This window comes from Candidatus Acidiferrales bacterium, from assembly GCA_035515795.1.
In the GTDB taxonomy this organism is placed as follows: Bacteria; Bacteroidota; Ignavibacteria; order Kryptoniales; family JAKASW01; genus JAKASW01.
The window spans coordinates 45,976-67,862 of record DATJAY010000016.1 but is presented as its reverse complement, the minus strand read 5'-3'; the positions used below and the strand labels follow the sequence as shown (position 1 = coordinate 67,862).

The window sequence follows — 21,887 nt, the reverse complement described above, 5'->3', positions numbered from 1 at the left end:
GTTCATGTCTGGGCTGGAAATAAATCCTTAGAGTGAAACCGGTATTAAGGTTTTGAGAAGAGGATATGGCGCTACCAATCCTCTTCCCGGAAACCGCCGATGGCATCTGTCGACGAATGATTCCAGAAAACAGCGAGAGCTCCGCGGGATAATTATTTTTTTAAGCATGATCTATGGTAGATGGAGAGCGTAGCCGGAAGAAGCTATTATCTCATAAAATCTAATTAAGGAGAAGGAGATGGTGAAAGACAGGGCTGCAAGTTATAGAATAGTATTGGCTGATGTAAAAGTATTCAGACCACTGCGGGCCATAGTTTTTACTTTATTGCTTGCCGCAAGCATGAGCTTTGCTCAAACAAATTGGTATGTAAGTGCAACCGGAAGCGACATCTCCGGCAACGGTTCATCCGACAACCCATGGAAGACTATACCGTATGCAATTAATGCCAGCGCGAATGGCGACGTGATCGACGTTAAAGCAGGGGTATACGCCGGCACCGACATTACTATCAACAAGAGTCTCACGCTGGTTGGTCAGTCGGGGGCTATGATCTCCGTTCCTAACAACTCTACGGTGAACGGTTTCGACATTACGACGAACGATGTAACGATTCAGGGCTTCGAAATCGCTGGTCCGGTGTCGTCGTCTTACACTACATACAGCTGGGGCAGCAACATTAGCCGCGGCATCGCCGTGTCGCAAGGCGTGACCGGTTTTACGATTACGAACAACAATATCCACGATGTCCGCAACGGCATCCTTGTCGACGGACGCAATAACACCGGGTCCATTACGGGCAACCGCATCGAGAACACTAAGTCCGGGATCTCCGTCCAATATACGGACGGCAGCGGAATCACGATCGCCAGCAACACCCAAGGGCAATATGGCAACGAGTGGGGACTCAACCTTCACCTCAACGGATACTGGGACGGCACTACGACTCACGCTAACCCTTACCCGGGAGGTGCGGCCCCGACCGGCGTGCAGCAGGCACTCCTGGGCAACAGCTCAAGCAACAGCGGATGGACTGTTCAAGATCAGGCATACGTGACGTGCAACCGCACGCAAGTTCAAGTCGCAACGTCAGGTTCTGCCGGCGCTCAAGGCAGTCTGCTCACACCACTCAACGCCATTCAGGCCGGTATCGATGCCGTCACATCGAACGGTACAGTCAACATTGCTGCCGGTACGTACGTGCAAAGTGGAAGACTGACTGTTAATAAGAGTCTTACTATTCTGGGAGCCGGTGAGAGTATCACGACAATCGATGCATCAGCCAGTAAGACAGACTGGGGAATTCTTGTATCTTCTTCTGACGTTGTGTTAAGCAATTTCACAATAATCCCTCCCTTCGTGTCGGGGAAATCCGGGACCAGTGCAGGCGGGGGGTATGCCATACATGTGTCGAACGCTCCGTCGATTATAAGTGACATTACGATCTCTCATATAACCGTGCAAAACGGCAACCGGAGCGGGGTCGATTTAAATGGTGTGGACAATGCGACAATCAGTTATGTGACAACCCAAAACGCAGCATATGGCAACGGGATGAGTTTAAGCGGCGTCCATGGGGCCAGTGTCTCGCACATAACGACCGGTGGAAATGCATGGGGCGGCATGGCTGTGTATTGCTCGGGTTCTACCCAAGCCAATCGCGGATCGGACAATATTAATATCGACGGGTCCACCTGCACTATAACTGAACCCAACAAAATATATGCTCAGGATGAATTTGGTCTTACAAACACGAACATAAACATCAATGGTTATGATTATTTCGTAAAAAATAATTTGTACTCAGGTTATACCTGGTATTCGGATAGTCTGGCGCATGCGGTAACTATTGCTACAACGTATGCGGACCTGGCGTTGTCAGGCTCTGATACCGCTTCTTACATACGCCAGATATCTACCGGTTCGTTTCAAGTCGGCAGCGGAATGAAAATACAGACCGCGGTCAATGCCGCAACTGACGGAGACACGGTGCATATAACGGCAGGCACATTCGACGAAACTTTCAATATCAACAAGCGGGTCTCACTTCTCGGGGCGGGAAGCGGCGGCGACGGAACACTCCTCAAAAACACCGGCGCACAAACCGACTTCACCAAGCTCCCGGATGTTGCGGGCGTGACATACGGTACCGGCTACAGGCCGAACATAATATTAAGTGCATCCGGAACCGACAGCAACGATCCTGTTTTGATCAAAGATTTGCAAATAAACCCGGGACCGAACATCGGGTACCCACGTCCGGGAATTATTCTGCAGCCCGGCACAGCAGCAGCAGATTATGTGGCATCTTATTCCTATGTGGAGCTAGACAATGTCCGCATCATCGGTAATGTAAGCGGCGATACGCCGGGTCAGGCAAATCCGCATGTCTCGCCTTCATCGTCTAACGAGTGGGGAGTCGCAATAGATGGGGCTACGAGTCTGACCCACTTTGTAGTGAATAACTGCGAATTCAGGGACATGACTTATGGGATGGTATTTTTTAATGATGCCACCAACCCATCTACGGTGCAGTATATGCAGATGAACAATACTACTTTTGACAGTAATTCCGTAAAAGGATTTTACACTGAAAAGTTATCCGATGCAATCTTTACCAACGTGACGGTTAGCAATAACGGTAACATTGCCCGGTCTCCGTATTATTGGGCATGGAACAACGCAGGCATCGACGTAACTCTTAAATACGGCAGCTATGAGAATCTTGTCTTTAACAACTTGACGGTAACGGGTAATGGAATCGGGTCATATGCCGGCGCAGGGCTCAGTGTAAAAGCACGTGGAACGGGAACCGACGCGATTTCTCCGAGTGCGACGTTGGACGGAGTCACGGTGAATGGAGGAACTTTTACAGGTAATACTGTAGGCATAAGGTTCGGCGAGGTGGCCAACCCGCCGGCACCGAATTATTGGGATCCGCCGGCACAATCATTACTTAATACGTCACCCGTAAATATAGAAGTTAGTAACGCGGCCATATACACAAATACTCAATCCGGCTTGTCGAATGTATTGTCCGGCGTGACTGTCAATGCAATCGGCAACTGGTTCGGTTCTGCAGACGGCCCATATAATGCGGCTACCAATTTCTCTGCATCCGGCGATATGGTGAGCGATGGCATTAATTATTCTCCCTGGTGGGATAAAAATTACGCGGGGGATCCTCACACTTCCGCATGGGTATGGAGCACAAACAGCGACATAGACAGTGCAGTAAATGCTCTGAGTAGCGGCGATACACTTAACGTAATGGCAGGAATTCATTCAGGAAAATTTCATGCCTCTAAGAATGTGATAGTGAAATTTGCCACGCCGCCTGTATTCGATTCTATCTCAGTCGACAGCGGCGGTTTGGTTTTGTCGTCGAACTTAACCGTATCAGGGAACTTAAATCTCACAAACGGGAACATTGTAATCGGCGATAGCAGTAAAATAGTGTTCGATACATCGGCACAAAATCCAAATGAGACTTCAAGCGGAAAAATCATAGGAACGGTCGAAGTTGCTCCAAGGGATATCGGGACAGATTCGTTGCACTTACTTGGTCTCCTTATTCAGCCCGGAAGCGACAATCTCGGAAATGTCGGATTCACAAGAAAGACGGGGAGCGGAGGAATCGTTACTTCAGGCGGCGATTCCGGCATAGCGACTACATGGCAGATTACTGTAGACCATCAGCCTGCAAGTGGAAGGACTGTCACCTTCAGCTGGCTCAGAGACTTCGACAATGGCGTGGATACTAACCATGTCATCGTATATCGGAACGAAGGTTCCGGTTGGCAAGCGTATGCAGGACCGTTTAGTGTAAGTGGTGACCCGCGGCAGATTACGTTGAATGTTAACGGCTTTTCCGACTGGACCATGGGTTCTTCCGGCGATCATTCCTTGTACGTACAGGTAACTTCGTTTGTCGCAAAAGCAGATTATGACAAGGTGACTCTCACATGGGGAACACAATCTGAAGTAGATAATGCTGGTTTCAACATCCTGCGCTCCGATGGTTTCCGGTCTGTGCCTACAGATTCTGCATCTACTCTCTTTGAGCTCATCGGGGGCTACATCGGCAACGACAACTTAAAAGGATTAGGAACCAGCACCTCGGGCAGGGCCTACAGTTTTACGGATGCAAAAATTCAGTCAGGCATGACTTACGAATACAAAATTCAGAGCGTATCCATAAACGGTACGACGAAGGACTTAAATACCTTATGGGTCACTGTTGATGTTCCGAAGGACTATGCCCTCTACCAGAATTATCCGAACCCGTTCAACCCGTCCACCGCGATCAGGTTCGATTTGAAAGAGGCTTCGATGGTGACTCTCGATATTTATAACACACTCGGACAAAAAATATTAGAAAACAATTACGGAAACATGAGCCCGGGAAGATACAACGAGGGCGTTAACATGGACAAATTTGCAAGCGGCGTGTACTTTTACCGGATCAAAGCAACGGGCGATGACGGGCAGAAGTTTGTTTCGACAAAGAAATTAGTATTAATGAAGTAGGCAAGTTGGAATGACAGCTGCATCCTCAGGAAAGTAGCGGTCACTTTCTTTGGCGGTCGATCAACAAAACATCGCCATGGTCGTGTGAGAATCCATGGCTTCCGGGAACCATGAAACGGAAAAATATGTTGACAAATTTAGTAGGACTAGATTGAGAAACGCCAGGAGTTTCCATTAGCTTTTGCCTGTTCTCGCTCTAGGGCGTCCGTTCAACCCTCATCTTTATTCCTATACAAGACATCATTTCAACCGGGAAGAAGCATATTACGATGCTTCATCCTGAATCCTGCTTTGCTGGCGTTAAACAGCGAGGAGAGATCGAGTTCATCAACCAAATTTTGGAGGAGAGTGCAAGATGCAACCTAAGGCTACAGGTTCGACCATGTTAAGCGGTACCGTAAAAACTTTTTCCCACAGATTAATGCGCGGATTGCCGACGCTGCGGCGGCTGGCAATCTACGCTTTGCTTTTGTTTCTTCCCACGGGAGCAACGGTCTTTGCGCAGACTGTGACCGCCATGCTTGATGTCGGGACAACTCCTATTGCGGTGGCGGTCAACCCGGTGACGAATAAGATATACGTCGCGAACAACGGCAGCGGCAGCGTAACGGTGATAGACGGGGCAACAAACGACACCACCACAGTTCCGGTCGGAACGAGTCCCCTTGCTATCGCGGTTAACACCATCACCAACAAGATCTATGTGGCAAACAACGGCAGCAACAATGTGACAATAATCGATGGGGCAACAAATGATACAGTCGACGTCTCTGCCGGTGCTAGTCCTTATGCCATTGCAGTCGATCCCGTGACGGATAAGATCTATGTGGCGAACTACGGCGATAATACAGTAACGGTGATCAACGGAGCGACAAACGACACGACGATCGTACCTGCCGGATCGAACCCCGATGCCATTGCGCTCAATCCGGTGACGAAAAAAGTGTACGCGGCAAACTACAACAGCAGTAACGTGACAGTCATCGACGAAATGACGAACGATACATCGCTCGTAGCAGCCGGCTCAAACCCTTTCGGGGTGGCGGTCAATCCGGTCACCGACAAGATATATGTAACAAACTCCGCCAGTAACAACGTGACAGTTATCGACGGCGCGACAAATGACACCACGCTTGTGCCCGCGGGCAGCGGCCCTTCTTCGCTTGCAGTCAACCCCGTAACCAATACTGTTTATGTCGTGGACGTCAACAATTACAAAGTGACTATCATAGACGGGGCAACAGACGACACAGCCATGGTTTCCGGCGGCTCGCTGCCTTATGGAGTGGCAGTTAACCCGCTGACGGATAAGATCTATGTGGCGGACGATGGCGGTGGCGTGAGGGTCATCGATGGCGCGACGAAGACAACATCCACCGTGTCATCAGGATATCCATCTTACGCTATTGCAGTCAACCCCGTCACGGATAGGATCTATACGACGAATAACCTCGCGAGCAACGCAACGGTAATTGACGGGGCAACAAACGCGACAACCGCCGTGCCCGGCGGATCGGGACCCGATGCCGTCGCGATCAACCCTGTGACGAATAAGATCTACGTGCCGAATGACGGAGACAGCAGCGTAACCGTTATCGACGGGGAAACAAACGCCACTACCACGGTTCCCGCCGGGAGGAGTCCAGAGGCCGTCGCTGTAAACCAAGTTACGAACAAGATATACGTGGCAAACCATTACAGCAAAAACGTGACGATAATCGATGGAGCAACAAACGATACCACGCTGGTCTCCGCCGGGCTCGTTCCTTCGGCCGTTGCGGTAAATCCGGTTACGAACAAGATTTACGTGGCGAACGACGGCGGGACGGTGACAGTGATTGACGGGGCGACGAACGATACCACACTCCTGACGACAGGGGGTAACCCCGGCACCGTTGCGGTCAACCAGGTGACAAATAAAATATATGTACCGGGCACGAATGGGATGACCGTGGTAGATGGTGCAACGAACACCATGACCAAGATAGTCAGGCCCGGAATTATTAATTCTATCGTTGCAGTCAATCCGGTGACAAACAGGATCTATTTAGCGCTCGGCAACTACGTGACCGTGTACGACGGGGCAACAAATGATACTGTCGCGGGGGGAACCCAATTGGCAGTCGGGACGAATCCTTACGCTATTGCAATCAACACGGTGACTAACAGGATCTACGTGGCAAACAACGGAAGCGCCAGCGTTACGGTGATCGACGGTGCGACAAACAAGACAAGACCCATACCTGTCGGTATAAACCCCGTTGCCGTTGCTGTTAACCCGATTACAAACAAGATCTACGTGGCAAACTATGCCAGCGATACCGTTACCGTGATCGACGGCGTGGGTAACACGGCGATCTTTATTGCCGCGACGTTTAAAACAACCCCGGTGATCGCCGGAGCGATTCCGTTTGCCGTGGCTGTTAATCCGGTCACGAATAAAATATATGTCGCGAACGTCGGCAGCAATAATGAGACGGTCATATCTGAAGAGAATTCTCAGGCTATCCCGCTTACGACTACAATAACCCCGCTCACCAACGACCAGACTTCGAGCGCGACCCCGACGTTCACTTTCAATGCTGCCAGCACTTACACGCCAACCGCTCCTCCCGTGCAAGCCGTCTACTATGCGACGGATACCTGGCAAGGCACATGGCAGAAGGCGAGTGGCGTCGGACCATACACCGGCACTTCGAGCACTCTCACGTTGGGAACGCACGTTCTCTACGCCCTTGCAACTGACGGAGAGGATGCTACTTCCATAAATACGGGTCCAACAAGCAGCCCGATTATCGGCAGTATAACAGCTTACCCGTTTGCCGTCAGGCCGAGCGATGTCCCTCTTTCGGTACAGGCGACCGAGTTCCTTGCAACGGCTGACGCAGGATCCGTGACGCTCACATGGAGAACACAATCGGAGGTCAGTAATGCCGGTTTCAATATTTTACGAAAGGATCCCGGTACAACATCCTTCAAACTCGTATCGAGCTACGCTAGCAATAACAATCTGAAGGGAGTTGGAACCAGCAGCGCGGGGAGGGCGTACAATTTCACGGACGACCACGTTACCCCAGGCTCGACCTACCAGTATGAGATCCAAAGCGTATCAACGAATGGATCTATCAAAGACTTGACCACTCTTTCTGTTACGGTGAACGTTCCCAAGACATATGCCCTCTACCAAAATTATCCGAACCCGTTCAATCCGTCTACCACGATACGCTTCGATCTCAAGGAGCAATCGAACGTGACACTGGATATTTACAATGTACTCGGACAGAAAGTGCGTGAGGATCATTATGGAACGATGAACGCCGGAAGATACAACGAAGTTATGAACATGGACAGGTTTGCAAGCGGAGTGTATTTCTATCGGATTGCTGCATTGGGAAACGACGGACAGAAATTTGAATCGACAAAGAAACTGGTCTTGATGAAGTAAGATAGAGAAATGAGAAGTATTGAGCTGCGACTTTGCGCGAAATTAGGATACTACCCATCCCTTCCACTTCCGTCTGGTGATTGATTATATTTAGTATCGTAGAAACTTAATTCAAGAAGATCGGCCGTCGACGGAATTGCCGAAGGGACTTTACCTTGCAAACAAAATCTTTGTTGGAGGAGTGATGAAGCGAAGAATACATTTTGCGCTTGCGGTTTCTCTTACCCTATATTCGTCGTCGGCATTCGGATGGGGACAAGAAGGGCACAAGATAATAAATCAATCGTTTACAATTCATTTCCCCGTAGATACATTGTGGTTTGCACAATACACTTCGTATTACGCTGCCCATGCTTCCGATGCCGACAACCGCAAGAGCTCGGATCCGAACGAAGCTCCGCGGCATTTCATAGACATCGATTATTACCCGGAGTTTCATTCGAGCTGGTTCCCGCATGACCTCGATTCGCTGATTGCCGAGTACGGATCTTCAACCGTCTATAAAAACGGCGTTCTCCCCTGGGCAATAAAATCGGATTACGATTCCCTAGTCTCCTTCCTGGAAAAACATGATACGACAAATGCAAACAGGATAGTTGCCGACCTTGGCCATTACATCGGGGACGCGCATCAGCCGTTGCATTGCACCGAGACTTACAATCGAAAGGGAGTCCACTCTCGATATGAGACGACCATGATCAATGATTACTCAAATCAAATTACGATCGCTGCCGACACGGCTCACTATATTCCAAATGTCCTAGATTTTGCGTTTCAGGTTATTTATCAGTCCAACTCGAAATTCCAGATGATAGACGATGCGGACGATTCGGCAACCGCTGCGGCGGGGAATACATCTTCAAATCTCTATTATCAGCTCATGTGGACGAGATTAGGTGCCATGACCATCTCGCAATTGCAGGATGCATCAGTCTCGCTTGCCTCTCTCGTGTATTCAGCATGGGTCGATGCAGGATTCCAAACTCCGGATATTGTCCATGAAAACAAACCATCGACGTTCTCCATTTCCGGACCGTACCCGAATCCGTTCAACCCGGCTACTAATATTAGTATAAACCTTCAATCCTCTCCATCGCGGGCTGGTCTTTTCGTGTATTCGGTTACGGGTAAGTTAGTCAGAAACGAAAAGATAAGTTTGCATAAAGGGAAAAATGACGTTGCGGTAGATTTCTCGAATCTTTCGTCCGGGACCTACTTCATCACGATAGATTTTGTCCAGGCCGGGATAGAGCAAAGGCGAACACTAAAGGCTGTGTTCTTAAAATAAGGGGCGAGAATATCTGTATTGTGTTTCGCGCTATATAGAACATGACGAATCGGGAATGGCAATCGACTGCTTTGAAGAAGATGTGCCGCGTTAGTCGCATTGATTGCCACTCCACTTATCCTTCCGGCTTGACAATTAAATAAAAGACAGTTAGACTTTTGTCGTAGTGCAGACGGAACTGTGGGTACCAATTCACAATCTATCAGGGAACATGGCGACAGGAAATAATCCGAATAACGCTCTGTTTTCGGAAGCTGGGTGATGTCTTGATAAGGAGACCGACTTAGATAATGAACGCACAGAATCTCTCCAGGCGGGAATTTGTTTCAAAGTCCGGATTGATTATCGGAGGCTCTTGCGTCGCGCTGTCATCTCCACAGCTGCTCAGAGAGTTGTTCAGCTGGATAGAGCATAGTCACGAAATCGATTATAGAGAGAATCTCTATAAAGATGCCCCTCTTGCTCGATACTGGCTTTCAACGGAATCAGAGAGCGTCGATTGTTCAACATGCCACGCTTCCCCATCTGAACTTAAGGGCTTAACTCAATTCGATCATGGGCAAAAAATCGTAAAGTGTCTCTTGTGTGCACAAGGATGTGTCATAAAAGAGAGGGAGTCGGGAAAATGTAGGGCGAGAGTAAACGTTGACGGAAAACTTAGAAGTCTCGTCTACGGAAGACCGATAGCTATCCATGTCGACCCGATCGAGAAAAAACCGTTTTATCATTTTCTTCCCGGCAGCCAGGCATATTCTCTGGCAACCGCCGGCTGTCCCCTATCATGCCAGTTCTGCCAGAACTGGGAAATCTCGCAGGCGAAACCCGAAGACTTTCCCGTGAGTTTTGTTCAACCGGATGGAATCGTGGGTAGTGCAAGCTCTGAAAAGGCTCCCATCATAGCATTTACTTACAATGAACCGACCGTATTCATCGAGTATCTGACCGACATAGCCCGCTCGGCAAGAAAAGCGGACTTAAGAAGTGTGCTCGTGAGTTGCGGTTTCATGAACGAGCAACCTTTGCAGGAAATGTGCGACGTCCTGGATGCCATAAAAATTGACTTGAAAGGATTCAGCGAGGATTTTTATCACAAAGTCTCTAACGCGGAATTGAAGCCGGTCCTGCGAAGCATAAAGCAAGTCTCGAGAAGCAAGGTCCATTTGGAAATTGTAAACTTAGTCGTTCCTACGTTGAACGATTCCGACAAAATGATGGATGACCTAGCAAACTGGGTCTTTGGAGAAGTCGGTCCCGATGTGCCGCTACATTTTACGAGATTCCATCCTGACTACAAACTTCTTAACCTGCCGCCGACCCCTATTTCCACCTTGGAACGAGCAAGAGAAATTGCAATGTCGAAAGGAATTCACTATGCGTTTGTCGGGAACGTTCCCGGTCACCCGGGCAACGCCACCTATTGTCCATCGTGTGGAAAGTTGGTCATAAACAGGAGCGGCTTCTTCGTGACGGAAAATCACGTGAAAGACGGCCGATGTGAATACTGCGGTCATACCATTGCAGGTGTCTGGAAATGAATTTCGGACCGCGTCTTTACTTTTCAAATGCAAGAAAGATTCGCATGAAGATGGGCAATTGAAATTCAGGAGAGCAAGTATGAAGAAAATCTTTTATGGTGTTATTTTTCTATTTCTCGCCGGCTCCTGCAAAGGCGAGAAGCCCGCTCCGAGTAATTATCAAACCGACTCAATAAGGCAACCGGTTTTTGCCGGCAAGTTTTATCCGGCGGACTCGACAAAGTTGACCAGCGCAATCAAATCATTTCTGAGGGATGCAAAACCTGCCGAGGACAATAAACCCATCGCCATCATCGTGCCCCATGCCGGATATATTTATGCAGGCCAGATCATGGCCGACGGATATAATCAGGTGAGACAAAATCAATATGACATGATTGTAGTGCTCGGAACGAATCATACGACGGCAGGATTCAGCGGCATATCCGTTTATCCCAAAGGGGCATTCGGAACTCCAATCGGTCCGGTTGAGGTGGACGACAAAGCAGCCGGGGACCTGATAAGAGAAGATCCGGACGTAACCGCAAACCTCGCCGTTCACGCCCAGGAACACTCCATCGAGGTTCAAATACCTTTCGTAAAATATCTATTCCCTCACGCAAAGATCTTGCCGATCATCGTAGGCGAACCGGACATCAAGATGTGTACAAAATTCGGTCAAGTGCTCGCGAAGATCTTGAAAGGCAAGAAGGCTTTGATAGTCGCAAGCTCGGATCTTTCGCACTATCCGAGATTCGATGACGCCATAAAGGTAGATGCCAGAACTCTCAGAACGATAGTAGCTCTGGACCTCGAGGAGACAAAATCCGTGATGGATGAACAGCTCGAACAGAATATTCCTCAACTTGTGACGTGTGCCTGCGGTGAGGCGCCGATCCTGGCTGCCATGGCTGCTGCGAAGGAGCTTGGCGCCAACTGCGCGTCGATAGTCAGCTACAGCAATTCCGGGTACAATCCGGTTGGAAGCAGTGATCGTACTGTCGGATATGGCTCAGTCGAAATCGGGATCGGCAGACCGACTCCGCCGGCTGATCCGGATACCCTCATGATCAATCCTTCCTACACGCTCAGTCCATCAGACAAGAAAGAACTATTAAATTATGCGCGGAAAACTCTCGAACAATATTTTTCAACTGCTACCGTGCCGCTGCCGCGCGGCCTTAACCCGCTCCTGAAAGTGAAGAGAGGCGCCTTCGTGACACTGACAGAACACGGCGATCTTAGGGGCTGCATCGGACAGATGAGAGGGGATAGACCGTTGAGCACTACCGTCGGTTCGATGGCACTTCAAGCTGCTTTCAACGACACACGCTTCAATCCACTGACTGAACAGGAACTGCCGCAAGTGGAAATCGAAATCTCCGTCCTGACTCCTCTCACACAGGTGAAGAATGCCGATGAGATTGTCCTCGGACGCGACGGGGTAATTGTCAGGAAAGGAGACCGTCAGGCTGTGTTTCTTCCGCAGGTGGCAACGGAGACCGGATGGAGCAAAGAAGTCTTCCTTGACCAGCTCTGCCTCAAAGCGGGATTGGAAGCAGGCGATTGGAAAGATGCCGAACTGTTTACATTCCAGGCCGATGTCTTCAGCGAGTCGCAGTTTCATTAAACTGGCAAGAATTTCTTCATCGCCGGTTTATCTGATCACCGTCGGTTTTGTCTCTATGCTCGGGCAGGTTGTAATTCTCCGGGAGTTGGACGTGGCATTCTACGGGATAGAGCTCGTATATATTCTATCGCTCGGTTTCTGGCTCCTCGGTACAGCGATCGGTGCCGCCTTTGGACGGCACGCCCGCGTACCGGAAGAGAAAAATGTCCGGATGCTCTTTCTCCTTATAGCCTCCGTGCTCGTGATCGACATCGCCTTCATCCGCGGTGTTAGAAGAATGTTCGGCGGCGTGACGGGCGGATATCTTCCCTTCCAGCTGCAAATGGCGGGATTGGTGCTGGCAATTTTGCCGTCGAGCATTCTCACCGGTCTTTTATTTCAGTTCACTGCCAGAAAATTTTTGGCCGAAAACAGAACTCTAGCGGAGGCTTATTCCCTCGAAAGTGCCGGCGGCGTTCTCGGCGGATTATCATCCACCCTTTTATTGTTCTGTGGTTTCCAAAACATTTCTGCAGGACTCATTTGCTCGGCATTTTCTCTCGGTGTTGTGCTGCTCTATTCATGGGAAGAAAAATCTTCTCTGCAGAAGTATCTGTCGGCAGGCGGCTTCGCGGTTGTCCTCATTTTGTTCGCAGCCGATCACCAGATCGATCAAAGGATGACTTCGTGGAATCATCCTTACCTGATCGAGTCTCGGGACACACCATACAGCCGCGTGACTGTTACCTCCTCAGAAGAACAGGTAAACATCTTCGAGAATGATGCTCTTTCTTTTGAAACGGAAACGACCGCAGCCGAGGAGTTTGTTCAGCTGTCGACTTTGCAGGCAACAAAACTTGAGAAGGTTCTGGTTCTAGGCGGAGGATTTGAAGGTATCATATCCGAATTGTTGAAACTACCGGTTAATGAGATTGACTACGTTGAGATAAACAAAGGCATCATAGACATCGTCCGAAATCACCTTCCCTCGGAAATCAATAAGTCCTTGGACAATGAACGAGTGAAGATTTTTTATCAAGACCCAAGACGGTTTCTCGATCAACCCCATTTGTATGACGCAATACTGGTTGCGATGCCGGAGCCTACATCTGCACAGAACAACCGGTTTTATACGAAAGAGTTTTTCGGACAATGTTCCAGGAAATTGAATCAAGATGGTACACTAGCATTTCGAGTTCCATCGGCTGAAAATTTATGGACCCCTCAGTTACAGAGCAGAAACGGGAGCATCTACAGTGCATTGGAATCCGTTTTCAACAGTGTGGTAGTCTTGCCCGGCATGACAAATATCTTTATTGCATCAGAATCTACACTCACCACCGATCCGACAGTCCTCATCGACCGATTCCGAGGCAGAAATCTCAATACCAGGCTGGTAACACCGGAGTACATCGATTATGTCTACACTAACGATAGGTTTGGAGAAATACACAAAATCCTCTCTGCCGGGTCATTTACTCCCAATTCCGACATTCGGCCCGCCTGTTATGGTTACACAATCTCAATATGGCTGTCAAAGTTTTTTGGTGAGTTCTCCCTGCCGGATGCACGCGCCTTTCATATCGCTGAATTACTGAGTTCGCCGATTTTCTGGTTCCCGATGATTGTCGCTTCGATCGTGGCGATCGGAAAGAGATGGTCAAAGGCACGACGATTTGTTCTGATGTTCTTAGCCGGCTCAGCAGGGATGATATCGGAGATAGTGCTACTTCTGAATTACCAGAGCAAAAACGGCATCCTGTACCAGGATATCGGAATTCTTCTGATGACATTCATGATCGGGCTTACTCTCGGAGCATTGGTTATCAACAAGTCACTCGGTCCTTCGGAGCCGGGAGCAAGAAAACGGACTTGGCTGGGTACGTTGCCGATCCTTGGGCTCGGCATACTAAACGTAATTATCTACTATTCGATCGAACTAGGTTTCCTCAACAGTTTTCTAAGCACATCGGTGATGCTAATCCTGGACGGTGCCGTTGTGTCGGGAATTTTCGCGTTTGTCAGCCGCAGCAGAGTCGAAGAACAACACAGAGCAGCGACATGGCTTTACTCGGCTGACTTAATCGGTGGAAGCGTGGGTTCTCTAGTTGCAAGCTTGATCCTCTTACCGATTTTCGGTATTCTCACAACATTGATTCTGACGGCGGCCGCTGCGATTTGCGCTCTGGCTTTCCTGCGTTAAGGCCGAGGCGCAACACGTTCATCCCGATTAAATCTCTTGAATGTCATGGGAAATTTAGAGGAATAGAGGGTCTGCGGAGCTGGAAAACCCGAGGAGCGAAAAGATGCGGGTGACCTTTGCCGGTCGTTTTTATTTTTGCGATGCCTCAAGCTGTTGTGTATGCTCGGCAAGTTTCAGCTGCTCGATCAGCTCGTCCAGATTGCCGTCAAGCACAGAGTGAAGATCGTAGATTGTATAGTTGATACGATGATCCGTGACTCTATTTTGCGGGAAATTATAAGTGCGAATCTTATCGCTCCTGTCGCCGCTCCGCACCATGGTCTTCCGTTTCGCAGCGATTTCGGAGTCACGCTGCTGTACCATGGTATCGTAAAGCCGAGCGCGAAGTATCTTCATCGCCTTTTGTTTGTTCTTGAACTGGCTCCGCTCATCCTGGCATTGAACCACTATTCCGGTGGGGATGTGCGTGATCCTGATCGCCGTCTCTACCTTGTTTACATTTTGTCCGCCGTGCCCGCCCGCGCGATAAACATCAATTCGCAAGTCATCGGGGTTAACTTCGACTTCGACGTCTTCCGCTTCAGCTAGGACCACCACGCTTGCCGCCGATGTGTGGATCCTGCCGCTTGCCTCCGTGACGGGAACTCTCTGAACTCTGTGCACGCCGCTCTCATATTTCAAATCGCCGAAAACGTCTTTCCCGCTGACACCGACTACAATCTCCTTGAACCCCCCGATGCCGGTGTCGTTGAAATCCATAGTCTCCATTTTCCATCCGCGCTTGTCAGCGAGCTTGCTGTACATGCGGTAAAGGTCCGCTGCAAACAACGCCGCCTCTTCTCCGCCTGTACCGGACCGAATCTCCAGAATCACGTCTTTGCTGTCATTGGGATCTTTCGGGATCAAAAGATCCTTCAGTGTCTCCTCTTTCTCGGAGAGTTTTTCTTCCAGGTCTAATGACTCCTGCCTGGCAAGCTGGCGCATCTCGTTGTCTTCTGCGTTATCGGAAAGCTCGCGCGTCTCTCTGAGACTTTTCTCCAAATTCAAAAATTCATCGTAAGCTTTCACGAGGGCGGTTAGTTCGCTGATTTCCTTGCTCAACTCTCTATATTTTTCCTGATTTGAAATTACGGTAGAGTCCGACAGAAGATTTGTGAGTTCTTCATAGCGGGCTTTTATCTTCTCAAGTTTTTCCTTCATGCCTTACTCTTTTCATAATTCTACGGACCTGATTGATGAAGTACAGCGAAATTATCAGGCTTACCGCCGACCACAAAATCGAAACTGAAGTCATAACGATCTCAAAAGACTGATGTTCTTCGACCAGAGTGAGCTCAAAGGCCAGACCGAACGCCACCCAAAGAGACCCGATGACTAAGTAAATCGTCATCATCATCATGAAACTGCTCGTGATCAATATTTTCGCGGGATGATAATGCACGTTGTAGCTTCTCTCTTCAAGACTCATATAAACTAAAGACCGGAAGTCAAAAGTCAAAGGTCAAAAACAAAGCCGCTTGGCGGTTTTTCCAGTAATCGTTTTTGATTTCCTTGACCTTGGAACACTCAGACGTTAATTTTTTGTTGTTACGAGTATATAAATGTATGCCTGCAAAGATATTGAATGAGCACATTAAACAATATTGACTTAGAGTTAATAAAAAAATACGATCGACCCGGCCCTCGGTACACCAGTTATCCTCCCGCACCGGCATTCAGCTCGAGTTTCACTGCCGACGATTTTCTTCATTTCTTGAAGGGAAACAACTCCGCTGGCAGCAACGCCGAGATGTCTCTTTATTACCACATTCCGTTCTGCGACACGCTCTGCTATTTCTGCGGATGCAATATGCTCATAACTCACAGCCGTGAACGAATCGCCGAATACCTGAAGTACCTGAAAATGGAGATGGAGCTCTCCGCGCCTTATTTCAATAAAAATAGAAGAGTCGGGCAGCTTGCCTGGGGCGGCGGCACACCATCCTATCTCGACCCGGACGAAATTGTCTCGCTGGCAAATTCCATCAAAGAACATTTCACTTTCTCCGATGACATCGAAGCAAGCGTCGAGATCGACCCTCGCGGCCTGACCTTTGAACATATGCAGGCCCTCCGCGAATCAGGATTCAACCGTACCAGCATGGGCGTTCAGGACTTTGAAATAAAAGTCCAGGAGGCCGTAAATAGGATTCAGCCGGAAGAAATCACAAGAGATGCGGTTGATTGGAGCCGGAAGCTCGGGTTCAAAAGCATCAACCTCGACATGATTTACGGGCTACCGTACCAAACACTCGAATCTTTTGAAAGAAGCCTGAGAAAGATCATCGAGATATCGCCGGAAAGGATTGCGGTCTTCAATTTCGCACATGTACCATGGCTCAAGCCTCACCAGAAGTTAATAGACAAGAACACCCTGCCGCTGCCGGAGGTGAAACTGGAAATCCTGAAGATGACGATCGAGCTCCTGACAAATTCGGGATACGTTTACATCGGCATGGATCATTTCGCAAAACCGGACGACGAACTGGCCATCGCACAGCAGAAGAAGACGCTTTATCGGAATTTCCAGGGATATTCTACTCACGCCGGCGCCGACCTGTACGCTTTCGGGAACTCCGCGATCAGCCAATTCAACCATGTTTATGCACAGAACTACAAATCACTCAACGATTATTACAAAGCCATTGACGGGAATCGGTTTCCGACGGTGCTGGGTTATGAAATGACCGATGACGATGTCATCAGGCAGCATGTCATCACGCGGCTCATGTGCGATATGGAACTTCACAAGCGCGAGGTCGAAGAAAAATTCGAGATTAATTTTGATCGTTATTTTTCCGGAACATTCCCCAAGCTGGAAGAATTCTTGCGCGACGGTTTGCTTGAGTTGACAGGCGACCGGATAATCGTTAAAGGGATGGGAAGGCTGGTCATAAGAAATATCGCGATGGCATTCGATTCATATCTCGCAAAAATGATTAAAGAGAAACCGATTTTTTCGAGAACAGTTTAGTATATGAAAGGGGCGCGAAGTGTCGCACCTCTGGCAGAATAGTGTGAACCAAAGGAGGAGGAGCCTTACTGGGTGAGGCAAGAAAATTCTATCGAGGATTCTCTCAAAGAGCGGCTCGAGCTGTTCCACAGTGCGTTCGAACATTCCACCGATGCGATCATCATCACGAACGTCGATGGGACCATCATTGAGGTCAACGATGCATTCACAAAAATTTACGGATACTCGCGCGAAGAGACCGTCGGCAAATCCACTGCCTTAATTCAGTCCAAACATTCCACGCGTGAGTTCTACAAGCAAATGTGGGATTCACTCTCGAAATTCAGCCAGTGGAAGGGGGAAATAATAAACCGCAGGAAGGACGGCGCCGAGATCCCGGTATGGCTCAGCATAACTCCGATTTTTCTCAACGACGAAAAAATCGGCTATATGGGAATAGAATCCGACATGAGCGACAGAAAAAATCTCGAGCAGCAGATAATCCAAACCGAGAAGCTTGCCACAATCGGACAGCTCGCTGCCGGAATAGCCCACGAGATCGGAACTCCGCTCAACATAATTTCGGGAAATGCCGAGTTCATCCAGATGGACATGAAAGAATCCGACGACAGTTATCAAGGATTGACCACCATCATTGAGCAGACAAAGCGAATATCGGTGCTGATCAGACAACTCCTGGAGTTCGCACGCCCTAAAATCCTTTCGCTTCAGCCCGTCAATCTCAATTCCGTCATCGCTAATGTTCTCGAATTTGTACGGCTCCAATTTTCAAAAAACGGAATCGAGATAAAAACAGCTTTCGAAAATGATTTGCCGAAAGTCTATGGAGACCCAGCACTCCTGTATCAGGTTTTCCTGAACATCATCATCAATGCTTACCAGGCGATGAACAAGGGCGGAATGCTTCTGATAAAAACTTCGACAGAGGAAGGAAGCGCAAAAAAGGTGGCCATCGCCATAGAGGACACGGGCGAAGGAATAACGCCTGAAAATCTCGGGAAACTGTTCACGCCTTTTTTCACAACAAAAGAACCCGGCAAAGGAACAGGACTGGGGCTTGCCGTTACTCAAAGAATAGTACAGGAACACAGCGGTGCAATCACAATAGACAGCCATCGGGGAAAAGGAACCGTTGTGACAATCCGATTCGACGCGTTCAAACAAAGATAGGCCTCTTTTCGGAGCGTGCGGAGCTCACGCGTGCCTACGAGAATACCCTTACGTGTACCACCTTACTCTTGACAATTTTTCCGTCCTTTTCGCCGATGAGTTGAAACGAATGCTCACCCTCCTCTAAACTCCAATTGTATGAACTGGAACCTAGATGCCGGTCTAGAACTTTTCCGTCCACAACAAGCTCGACATCATGGTACGGCACGCCGGCAGCGATAGTAACCTTGATTGTCTGGAATTCGCGGCGAAGGACCGGATCAATCTTGTAGATCGCGCCGTCTTCGGGAAGTGTAATCGCGAAATCCGGGTCGGCCGATTTTGAAGCGTGCTCGCTTTCACCGGGATCAACGATGCCTCGGTCGTTCATCACGATATGTCGCATATCCGCTTTGTGGATCGGTCTCGGAATTTTTTCTTCCGATGCCCATTCGTCGAAAACCGGCGGAAAAACTTCGAAAAGCTTCATTCCGGTGAATTGCTTTGGCGTGGATGCATCCGCAAGTGTGCCCGTGCGCCGGTCAATCTTGTAAAGCCTGTGCACATCGCAGCTGTCCATCGGCTCGGTACCCTCGATAAAAATTTCTCTCATCGTGCCTGGACAGTTTTTGTTCGGTAAGAGTCCGGAAGCCGGACACACGTTCATCTCAACAAGGCCGGGGGGACGTCGAAAATCTCCGCCTGTTCCGCGCTGTTCAAGGTAAAGCATGATATCATGGAACAGCGGACCGGCACCAGTTATTCCCGAGGCCTTCCTCATCGGCTTGCCGTCGAAATTCCCAACCCAGACACCAACTGTCCACCGTGGAGTAAATCCGATAGTCCAGTTATCCTTGTAGTCTTTAGATGTTCCGGTCTTCGCGGCGCATTCAAACGGGAAATTTATCGGCGAATCAACCCCGAAAGCCGGGATCCGCGCATCGTTGTCGCTGAGCATATTCGTGAGTATGTAAGAGACCTGAGGAGAAAAAACCTGGACATCACTGTCGGATTTTGCGAAACGCGTCGTATCGCCGGACAGATCTCGCTCGTCAATAATTATCCTCTCATTCCGAAAAATCCCACCCCTTGCAAGCGCAGAGTAGGCTCGTGCGAGCTCCAGCAATGTCACTTCCCCATCTCCGAGCGTAAGTGCAAACCCGTAGTAAGAAGCGGGCCTGTCGAGCGAAGCGAAACCCGCGTCGTGCAGCCGATTTAGAAGTGCATCGACTCCCACTCTTTCCACAACCCGGATGGCAGGCACGTTGTACGAACACGCCAGAGCCGTTCTCACCCGAACCGGGCCGTGAAATTTTTTATCATAGTTTTCGGGACTGAATCGTGCTCCCGCCACATCTTCTCCACCGACCGAATATGGCAAGTCGGGAAGAATATCTGATGGAGTCAGTCCGCTTTCTAGTGCAATGCCGTACGTAAATGGCTTGAGCGTTGAGCCTGGCTGCCTGAGTGAAAGCGCGCCGTTCACCTGACCGTCGTGCGTCGAATCGAAAAAGTCAACCGAACCGGCGAGAGCAATCACGTCTCCCGAAGAATTATCAAGCACAATAACTGATCCGTTTGTTACATGCTTGCGGCGAAGCGACGCGATATGGCCTCTCAAGAATGCCTCCACGGCATTTTGAACATCGTAATCGAGCGTCGTCCGCACCACAGAAACGGTCGGCCGTTTTTCTTCGGGGATTGCTTTCAAGACCATCTCGGTGAAATGAGGTGCGCGGAAGTGTCGTTGTGGCTCGACGACGTTTATCGGCTCGGCAGCGGCTTCATCATACTCATTCTCGTCGATTACTTTTTCCACATACATTCTCTTGAGAATGAATTGCTTCCTTTCAAGTGCGCGGCGCATCGAGCGATATGGGTTGCTGACCGACGGAGAATTCGGAAGCGAAGCCATGAAAGCCGCTTCGGCAAGAGAAAGATGACTGGCCGGCTTGTCGAAGTACAAACGCGACGCAGCTTCTGCACCGAATGTCCCGTTGCCGTAAGGGACGCGGTTGAAATACTGGAGCAGTATCTCCTGTTTCGACAACGTCCTCTCGAGGCGGAGTGCGTACCATGCCTCTATGATCTTCCCGAAAATGGAATGAGGAATGTGATATATATTCCTGACCACTTGCTGCGTTATTGTTGAGCCGCCGGAGACAAATCGCAGGGATCTTAAATCCTGGTAGGTCGCCCTTAGAATTGAAATCGGGTCGATGCCGGGATGCACGTAGAAGCGTGAATCCTCGACCGCGACTGTTGCCTTCACCAGATTCGGCGGAATCTCATTCCAGCGCAGCCAATATGCACGACCTTCCTGATCGGACAGAACCTCGCGCAGCGTAACTCCATTTCGATCTGTAATCCTGAGAGACACCACCGGCAATGGAGACAGCCGGTCAGCAGGGATGGGAATGAAAATGGAGATAATAAGAGCAGCCAGAAGTGCCCCTACTGTCAATTGCCACGCGTGATTTCGGGAAATCCTGTCAGCCATTTTTAGATTTCATCCATTTCGGTCTTTTGAATGTCGCATCGGGAATATCACGCGGCAGATCGAAGCCTTCTTTGGTCATTGAGTCTATGAATTTGTTCAATAGAGTCTCAGTCGGAAATTCCGTGTGAATCACGTTATGATGGCTTGTTTTGACTATAGCATTTCTATGATCCGGAATAATGTAAATATCATCCTGTACGCCCCATCCAAATACCAATTGATTAAACATTAACGCAATAAGTCTGGTAGATTCATTCCGATCTAGAAGAATTATATCTGCTGTAGCATCCGGAATTCCTATCCCGGCAAAGATTATCGACTGGAGATCATCATTTATCCGTTCACCTTTTATCTTCGTTGTCCAACTCCCCCTATGTTTCCATATGTGGACAAATTGCCACTCATCGATTGATTCGATAATAGTTTTTACAAAGTATGGGATTCTGCGAGCTTCCTGAGGAACTAGCCAAAAACGAGAATAGTCGTAAGTGCCGTAAGACAAGTCTGACGACTGAGGATATCGGAGATCAATTTCAATCCCAGACCCTTTCAACATGTCAACGAACTGCCCTTCTTTAATTGTTTTCATAGGCATCTCCGCGTTGATACATTTGATTTTCCTCGTGGAGGTCATGATA

The 21,887-nt window shown here is 49.1% G+C and carries 12 protein-coding genes; 8 read left to right on the top strand and 4 right to left on the bottom strand.

The annotated features are described in order from the left end of the window. The first annotated feature begins 238 nt into the window (after positions 1 to 238). From VLX91_08305 to VLX91_08280, 6 genes are all read left to right on the top strand, one after another. On the top strand, positions 239 to 4,528 hold the full coding sequence (locus VLX91_08305; GenBank protein ID HUI30206.1) for a T9SS type A sorting domain-containing protein: 4,290 nt from the start codon (positions 239 to 241) through the stop codon (positions 4,526 to 4,528). A 355-nt stretch (positions 4,529 to 4,883) separates the two neighbouring features. Continuing rightward, entirely contained in the window at positions 4,884 to 7,973 is a 3,090-nt protein-coding gene (locus VLX91_08300) for a T9SS type A sorting domain-containing protein (protein ID HUI30205.1), read from the top strand. A 184-nt stretch (positions 7,974 to 8,157) separates the two neighbouring features. Beyond that, positions 8,158 to 9,261 (top strand): T9SS type A sorting domain-containing protein, encoded by a 1,104-nt coding sequence (locus VLX91_08295; GenBank protein HUI30204.1) that lies wholly within the window; start codon positions 8,158 to 8,160, stop codon positions 9,259 to 9,261. 290 nt (positions 9,262 to 9,551) lie between these two features. Beyond that, positions 9,552 to 10,796, top strand: coding sequence for an AmmeMemoRadiSam system radical SAM enzyme (gene amrS / locus VLX91_08290; GenBank protein ID HUI30203.1), 1,245 nt, complete (start codon positions 9,552 to 9,554; stop codon positions 10,794 to 10,796). Between the two features lie 79 nt (positions 10,797 to 10,875). Next, on the top strand, positions 10,876 to 12,405 hold the full coding sequence (amrB, locus tag VLX91_08285; protein HUI30202.1) for an AmmeMemoRadiSam system protein B: 1,530 nt from the start codon (positions 10,876 to 10,878) through the stop codon (positions 12,403 to 12,405). Beyond that, the gene (locus tag VLX91_08280; protein ID HUI30201.1) at positions 12,377 to 14,587 is read left to right on the top strand and encodes a hypothetical protein; all 2,211 of its coding nucleotides are present in this window, start codon (positions 12,377 to 12,379) and stop codon (positions 14,585 to 14,587) included. Before amrB ends, VLX91_08280 begins: the two co-directional genes overlap by 29 nt. Before the next feature lie 129 nt (positions 14,588 to 14,716). Here VLX91_08280 and prfA read toward each other — a convergent pair whose 3' ends face one another. Further along, complete coding sequence (prfA, locus tag VLX91_08275; protein ID HUI30200.1) at positions 14,717 to 15,787, bottom strand: peptide chain release factor 1; 1,071 nt, start codon at positions 15,785 to 15,787, stop codon at positions 14,717 to 14,719. Then, positions 15,771 to 16,055, bottom strand: a complete 285-nt coding sequence (locus tag VLX91_08270; GenBank protein HUI30199.1) for a hypothetical protein — start codon at positions 16,053 to 16,055, stop codon at positions 15,771 to 15,773. Before VLX91_08270 ends, prfA begins: the two co-directional genes overlap by 17 nt. Positions 16,056 to 16,211: 156 nt before the next feature. On the opposite strand from VLX91_08270, the gene hemN reads away from it, so the two are divergent. After that, a complete protein-coding gene (gene hemN, locus VLX91_08265; GenBank protein HUI30198.1) occupies positions 16,212 to 17,600 on the top strand; it encodes an oxygen-independent coproporphyrinogen III oxidase in 1,389 nt (462 codons plus the stop codon). 72 nt (positions 17,601 to 17,672) lie between these two features. Beyond that, the gene (locus tag VLX91_08260) at positions 17,673 to 18,770 is read left to right on the top strand and encodes a PAS domain S-box protein (GenBank protein HUI30197.1); all 1,098 of its coding nucleotides are present in this window, start codon (positions 17,673 to 17,675) and stop codon (positions 18,768 to 18,770) included. A 34-nt stretch (positions 18,771 to 18,804) separates the two neighbouring features. On the opposite strand, the gene pbpC is transcribed toward VLX91_08260, so the two are convergent. Together pbpC and VLX91_08250 are read right to left on the bottom strand one after the other, a co-directional pair. Beyond that, a complete protein-coding gene (pbpC, locus tag VLX91_08255; protein ID HUI30196.1) occupies positions 18,805 to 21,249 on the bottom strand; it encodes a penicillin-binding protein 1C in 2,445 nt (814 codons plus the stop codon). Further along, on the bottom strand, positions 21,242 to 21,838 hold the full coding sequence (locus tag VLX91_08250; GenBank protein ID HUI30195.1) for a hypothetical protein: 597 nt from the start codon (positions 21,836 to 21,838) through the stop codon (positions 21,242 to 21,244). The genes pbpC and VLX91_08250 overlap by 8 nt, the downstream gene beginning before the upstream one ends. Between the last annotated feature and the right edge of the window lie 49 nt (positions 21,839 to 21,887).